Here is a 5,949-nt window from a genome sequence, read left to right as displayed (position 1 = left end):
CTCGACGTGCTCGTGCAGAACCAGATCCTCTACCTGCTCAACGACCTGCAGGCCCAGCTCGGCCTGTCCTACCTCTTCATCACGCACGACCTCGCGGTGGTCCGCCAGATCGCCGACGACGTCGTCGTCATGGAGAAGGGCAAGCTCGTCGAGCAGAACACGACGGACGAGCTCTTCGCGAACCCCGTGCAGGACTACACGCGAGAGCTCATCGAGGCGGTCCCGGGGCGCAAGATCCAGCTCAACCTCTAGCCCCCCGACCTCGCTGATCGACGAGTTCTCACTCGTCGAACCGTGAACGACGGGGGTGCGCGGCATGTCGCGCACCTCCGTCGTTTTCGCTTCCCCCCGCCCCGGCGTGAATCCAAACGGATTCCACGGGGACGCAGCGCGGGTCTCAGCGCTCAACAGGACGGGTTCGGCGGGATGGGGCATGACAGATGTCATGCGGGGCGCCCCGACACCCGGCACTGCCGCGAACACGCCCCCGGCCCGACGATGGAGTCATGAACACAACGCAATCCGCCCACGCCGCCGCACCCGCGATCAGCGTCCGCAACATCGTCAAGACCTTCGGCACTCTCACCGCGGTCGACCACATCACTCTCAACGTCCCTCGCGGACAGATCATGGCCCTGCTCGGCAGGAATGGCGCCGGCAAGACCACGCTCATCGACATGATCCTCGGCCTGCAGGCCCCGACCTCCGGGGCCTGCAAGCTCTTCGGCATGAGCGCCCGCGACGCGATCCGCCGCTCCCTCGTCGGCGTCGTCCACCAGAGCGGCGCGCTTCCGAGCGACTTCACGGTCGCCCAAACCCTGCGCATGTTCGCGGCCAGCCACCAGTCGACCCTGCCCCTTGACCGGGTCATGGCGGAGACCCGCCTCACTGAACTCGTCAAGCGCCCCATCCGCAAGCTCTCCGGCGGCGAGCAGCAGCGCGTCCGCCTCGCCCTCGCGCTCCTTCCGGACCCGCACCTGCTCATCCTCGACGAGCCCACCGCCGGCATGGACGCCGGCGCCCGCCGCGAATTCTGGGCGCTCATGCGCGACCAGACCGAACGCGGCCGCACAATCGTCTTCGCCACGCACTACCTCGCCGAGGCCGAGGACTTCGCCGAACGCACCGTCATCATCAAGGACGGCGCCATCGTCGCCGACGCGCCCACCGCCGAACTGCGCCGCACGGGCACGACGAAGACCCTCCGCGTCCTGCTGCCCGCCGATTCCCGCGACGAGGCCCGACGCGCCCTCGCCGCCCTGCCCGGCGCCTCCGGCCTGGCCGTCTCCTGGACGCTGTACGAGGGCGAGGCCGATGCCGGAGAGCTGACCGTCACCGCATCCGACACCGACGAGGTCGCCCGGGCCGTCCTCGCCCTGCCCGGCGCTCACGACCTCGAGATCACCTCGTCATCCCTCGAGGACGCCTTCACCTCCCTCACCGCCTGAGCCCCAGCGGCCCGCACGCCCCGCCCTCGGCCGCCGGAACCCACCGACCGCGCATCAAGAAGGACACGATCATGACCTCCGCAAGCATCTCCCCCGCCGCGCCCATCGTCGGCGCCGACGCCGACCTCGACATCGCCCGGCGCGCCCCGGGCTCAGGCTGGAGGGGCTTCGGCATCCACCTGTGGTACTCGTTCTACAAGCTGCTGACCAACCCGTACTCGCTCAGCTTCGCAATCGGCCTGCCGATCTGCATGTACCTCATGTTCGGCGCCGGCCAGGACTACTCCGACGAGTGGATCATCCACTCCAACGTCGCCGCGACGGTCCTCGTCAACATGGCGGTGTACGGGACGATCATGACCGCTTCGTCAATGGGCGCGAACGTGGCTCTGGAGCGCACCTCGGGCATTTCGCGCCTCCAGGCGCTCACGCCGATGTCGTCGCTCGCGCTCATCACGGCCCGCATGATCGCCTCCATGCTCATATCCATCGTCGTCACGGGCATCGTCTACGCAGTCGGCTGCTTCACCGGAGCGCGCATGGAGGCCGCGGCATGGATCGGGTCGTTCATCCTCATGATCACCGTGTCGGCCCTGCCGATCGTGCTCGGCCTGGCCGCCGCCTTCTCGGTGCGCTCCGACGGCGCTTTCGCTCTGACCAGCGCGATCACCGTGCTCGGCTCCTTCGTCGCCGGCATGTTCATCCCGCTCGAGCAGATGGGCTCCTTCTGGGCGAAGATCGCGCCCTGGTCGCCCTTCTACGGCCTGTCGCGGATCGTCCGGACACCGCTGTACGGCTGGGACGGCTTCGAGTGGGCATGGCTCGCGAACTACGCAGCGTGGACCGCGTTCTTCGCGATCATCGCGGTGCGGGCCCAGCGTCGCGACACCGGCCGCTGACGGTCTTCGGATGACGAGGGCGAGGAAGAGGGCGGGGACGGGTTCAGCGGGTGATGCGCCGGGGGCGCCCCCGCCCTCGGGTACTCTCAACAGCGGAACAAACGAAGGACTCCGAAGTGAACGACCAGCTCACCCCTGCGAGTGCCGCAGCCGCCCCTGAGGCCGTTTCCTCCCCGGCTCCCGGGCGCAACATCGGTGCCGGCCCGGGCAAGCGCGCCAGGCGCGCCATTCCTCCGCGCGTCATCGCACTGTTCTGGTCCACCCCCTTCATCGTCTTCCTCGCCTACCCGATCATCGGCGCTGTTCAGGCGGGCCTGGACAAGCCGGGTCCGCTCCTGCTGCTCTCAGAAACGCTCGCCCTCGGCATCGTGTACATCGCGGCCTGGCTCGTCCTCGACTCCGCGCCGCGCGATGCCTCTCATTGGAAGCGCTACCTCGTCATGGTCGGGCTCATCGCCGCCCTCCAGGTCGTCATACTCGTGACGAATGCGCCATTCGGCGGCTCCGGCGCAGTGTTCCTGATCTGCTACCTCGTATCCCCCATGGCGCTGCTCAGCCCGCCGCGCTGGATGTTCCCGTCACTGGCGCTGGGCCTGGCTCTCGCGGCGGTTGAGATCCTCGTCCGGCCCTCCGAGGGCTACTTCCCTCTCGTCGTCATCCTCATGACGACGACCGTCACGGTCCTGTCGCGCCTGGCGATGGACCACGAGCGGCTCAAGGACGTCGAGACGAAGCAGGAGATCGCCCTGTCCCGCGAGCGTGAACGCGCGCGCATCAGTGCGGATCTGCACGACATCCTCGGCCAGACGCTCACCGGCATCACCGTCAAGGCGGATCTTGCCGGGCGTCTGCTCGACGCGGGGCGCGTTGACGAGGCGCGCGCCCAGCTCGACGACCTGACGGAGATGTCGCGTGCGGCCCTGAGCGATGTGCGCGACGTGGTGGCCGCGAATCGGACGCTGCTTCCGGACACGGAGATCGAGGCGGCGCGCGAGGTCCTCGAGACGGCTGAGGTGCGCTTGGTGGTGGTCCGCGAGGGCGAGCCGGCACCGGGCGCGCCCTCGACGCTCGTCGCCCACGTCATTCGCGAGGGGTGCACGAACACCTACAAGCATGCGGCAGCGACCGTCGTGACGGTGACCGTGCGCGCGGATGGGGTGTCCGTGGTCAATGACGGCGTGAAGCGGCGCGGGATGCCCGCCGTGAGGCGCGCAGTCGGGTCCGCCGCTTCGACCGGAGATGCCGGGGGCGGCGTCAGCCGAGAAGGCACGGGCCTGGACGGGCTGCGCGAGCGCGTCGGGTCGCGCGGAACTCTGACGTGGGGCGGCCAGGGCGATGCGTGGACGCTTGATCTTCGGCTTCACCAGGTAGGAGGCGCGTGATGAACACTGCGGGTACGGGCAGCGGCGCGGGTACGGGCCCGATCCGGATCGTGGTCGTCGACGATCAGACGATGGTGCGCGGAGCCCTGGCGACGCTGCTGTCGCTTGAGCCCGACATCGAAGCGTGCGGCCAGGCCGGTAACGGTGCCGAGGCTCTGGCTCTGCTGACCTCGCTGGTGCCGTCCTCGCCCGGCGGGGCCGCGGCGCCCGTCGACGTGGTGCTCCTCGACGTCGAGATGCCCGTGATGGACGGGATCACCGCCTGCGCGGCGATCCGTGCGCGCCACCCGGCCGTGCGCGTCCTCATGCTGACGACATTCGGTCGGCCGGGGTACGTTCAGCGTTCGCTCGATGCGGGAGCCACGGGTTTCGTCGTGAAGGACGCCCCTTCGGCGCAGCTCGCCGATGCCGTGCGGCGCGTGGCTTCGGGATTGAAAGTCCTCGACCCGACTCTCGCCCTCGAAACCCTGGAAAGGGGCGCCTGCCCGCTCACCGATCGGGAGATCGAGGTTCTTCGCGCGGTCGCGGACGGCGGGATGATCGCCGATATCGCCTCCGAGCTCGGCCTCTCGCAGGGGACCGTCCGCAACCACGTGTCCTCGGCGATGCTCAAGACCTCCGCGCGGACCCGTGCCGAGGCCGTGCGCGTCGCGACGGAGAACGGGTGGTTGTAGGCGGCTGCTCCCATCGGCTGGCACCAACTCGATCATGAGAGGCCTTCAGGGCGTGATTTCCGCAGGTTTCCGCATCCAGATACCGATTTGTCGCCAGGTGTCCCTACTGGGCCGGGCAGGACGCGAGGACCTTCGCCATCGCGTCGCGCTCCCGCGCCGTCACCGACAGGCCCCAGGTCGACTTCACCTCGATCTGGCGGGTCACGTAGGCGCAGCGGAAGTCCGCGTTCGACGGCAGCCACTGATCCGCCGATGAGGCGCCCTTGTCCTGGTTCGCCTGCCCGTCGACCGCGAGCAGGTTCGCCGGGTCGTTCGCGAAGCGCTGGCGCGTCGGCGCGTCCCACGCCCAGGCGCCCGAACGCCACGCGTCCCCGAGCGCCACGACGTGATCGATCTGGACGAGCGCGGACGTGTCCTGACCGCGTTGGAACTCGATGACGGACCCCGTGTAGGGCTCGGCGAGGGTCCCGGACAGGACCACGCAGTCGTGCGTGCCCGGCTTGAAAACCGGTCGGGCCAGATCGCGGGCGAGGATGTCATTGCGGGTGTCGCAGCCGTTGCGGTCCTCGTCCGCCCAGGCCTGCCCGAAAGCCCCCCTGTCGTATTCGGGGATCTCCTCACCGGCCCCCTCGCGCAGGCCGAGGCCCATGAGCAGCTGACCGTCAGGAGTGGCCGCGACATCCTCGAGGGAAGCGGACGCGCCCGGCAGCCGGCCTTCGCTCAGGTCCTTCCACAGCTTCGCGGCCCCCTCAGGCGCACCGGGGACGAGGAACCAGGCGAGCAGTGCGGCGGCGAGGAGCACGACCAGGGCATCGCCGATCGTCGGCCCCTTCTTCCGTTTGCGTCGCGTCACCCTCGTCCCCTTCCCGTCCGCGCGTCCCGCCTCGGCCTGCGCGTCGCTTCAGCCCGCGCGCGCCGCAGCGCCCGCCGCTGCGGGCTCTTCCTTCCAGACCCGATTCTCACCCTCACCACCGGCATCTGCGGCCCCGCCCTCGTCCGCCTGTGGATCACCCGTGCAAGACGAGCGCTCCGCGCCCGATCGGGCGCGCAGAAGCCGCACCCCTCCGCTCACGCCCTCGGCGCGCAGCGGGCCGCGCTCCGCCTGAACAGGGGGCGGAGGATCAGCCCCTCCGCCTCCTCAGCGCCTCCTTGGCGAAGAAGACGGCGATGATGATCAGGGTGAGCACCGTCATCGAGACGAGCTGGGCCCTCGCCACCGGATTCCAGGCCATGATCCCGCCGACACCGACCAGGGCCGCGAGCACCAGGCGCGGCAGCCACGGCCAGCCCGGCGCGCGCAGCGCGATCGCGCCCTCGGCCTCCAGGACCGGATGGAGGCGCACCTGGGCGACGAGGATGAACACCCAGATGATGAGGAGCACCATGCCGACCGCGTTGATGAGGATCCCGAGGAGCTGGGACGGCAGCAGCCAGTTGAGAGCCACGGACACCAGGGAGAAGAAGATCGACACCCACACCGCGCGCCGCGGGGTCCGCCCCCGGGCGATGTCGCCGCCCGCGCCCTGGGAGGCCACGAGCCCTAGAC

The 5,949-nt window shown here is 69.7% G+C and carries 5 protein-coding genes and 2 pseudogenes; 5 read left to right on the top strand and 2 right to left on the bottom strand.

Annotation, left to right across the window (positions count from 1 at the left end; genetic code table 11):
- The 5 genes and pseudogenes from ACQY7V_RS06885 to ACQY7V_RS06865 all read left to right on the top strand — a co-directional run.
- A pseudogene (locus tag ACQY7V_RS06885) lies at positions 1 to 252 on the top strand (ABC transporter ATP-binding protein); the annotation flags it as partial.
- A 254-nt stretch (positions 253 to 506) separates the two neighbouring features.
- Positions 507 to 1,448 carry an ABC transporter ATP-binding protein gene (locus ACQY7V_RS06880; protein ID WP_320835901.1) on the top strand — a complete coding sequence of 314 codons (942 nt, stop codon included), beginning with the start codon at positions 507 to 509 and terminating at the stop codon, positions 1,446 to 1,448.
- 71 nt (positions 1,449 to 1,519) lie between these two features.
- Positions 1,520 to 2,347 (top strand): ABC transporter permease, encoded by an 828-nt coding sequence (locus ACQY7V_RS06875; RefSeq protein WP_320835900.1) that lies wholly within the window; start codon positions 1,520 to 1,522, stop codon positions 2,345 to 2,347.
- A 116-nt stretch (positions 2,348 to 2,463) separates the two neighbouring features.
- Positions 2,464 to 3,729, top strand: coding sequence for a sensor histidine kinase (locus ACQY7V_RS06870; RefSeq protein WP_428639490.1), 1,266 nt, complete (start codon positions 2,464 to 2,466; stop codon positions 3,727 to 3,729).
- Positions 3,729 to 4,403 (top strand): response regulator transcription factor, encoded by a 675-nt coding sequence (locus ACQY7V_RS06865; RefSeq protein ID WP_235361803.1) that lies wholly within the window; start codon positions 3,729 to 3,731, stop codon positions 4,401 to 4,403. The genes ACQY7V_RS06870 and ACQY7V_RS06865 overlap by 1 nt, the downstream gene beginning before the upstream one ends.
- Positions 4,404 to 4,506: 103 nt before the next feature.
- On the opposite strand, the gene ACQY7V_RS06860 is transcribed toward ACQY7V_RS06865, so the two are convergent.
- Both ACQY7V_RS06860 and ACQY7V_RS06855 read right to left on the bottom strand, forming a co-directional pair.
- The gene (locus tag ACQY7V_RS06860; RefSeq protein ID WP_320835897.1) at positions 4,507 to 5,256 is read right to left on the bottom strand and encodes an HNH endonuclease family protein; all 750 of its coding nucleotides are present in this window, start codon (positions 5,254 to 5,256) and stop codon (positions 4,507 to 4,509) included.
- A 268-nt stretch (positions 5,257 to 5,524) separates the two neighbouring features.
- Positions 5,525 to 5,949, bottom strand: a pseudogene (locus ACQY7V_RS06855) (amino acid permease); the annotation flags it as partial.

It is taken from the genome of Schaalia sp. (assembly GCF_050312375.1).
Classification (GTDB): domain Bacteria; phylum Actinomycetota; class Actinomycetes; order Actinomycetales; family Actinomycetaceae; genus Pauljensenia; species Pauljensenia hyovaginalis.
The sequence above is the reverse complement of the archived record's forward strand: the minus strand, read 5'-3'. Positions and strand labels throughout refer to the sequence as shown.

Coding starts and splice junctions, on each gene's coding strand:
- ACQY7V_RS06875 (WP_320835900.1), top strand. CDS start 1,520: ATGACCTCCGCAAGCATCTCCCCCGCCGCGCCCATCGTCGGCGCCGAC.
- ACQY7V_RS06865 (WP_235361803.1), top strand. CDS start 3,729: ATGAACACTGCGGGTACGGGCAGCGGCGCGGGTACGGGCCCGATCCGG.
- ACQY7V_RS06880 (WP_320835901.1), top strand. CDS start 507: ATGAACACAACGCAATCCGCCCACGCCGCCGCACCCGCGATCAGCGTC.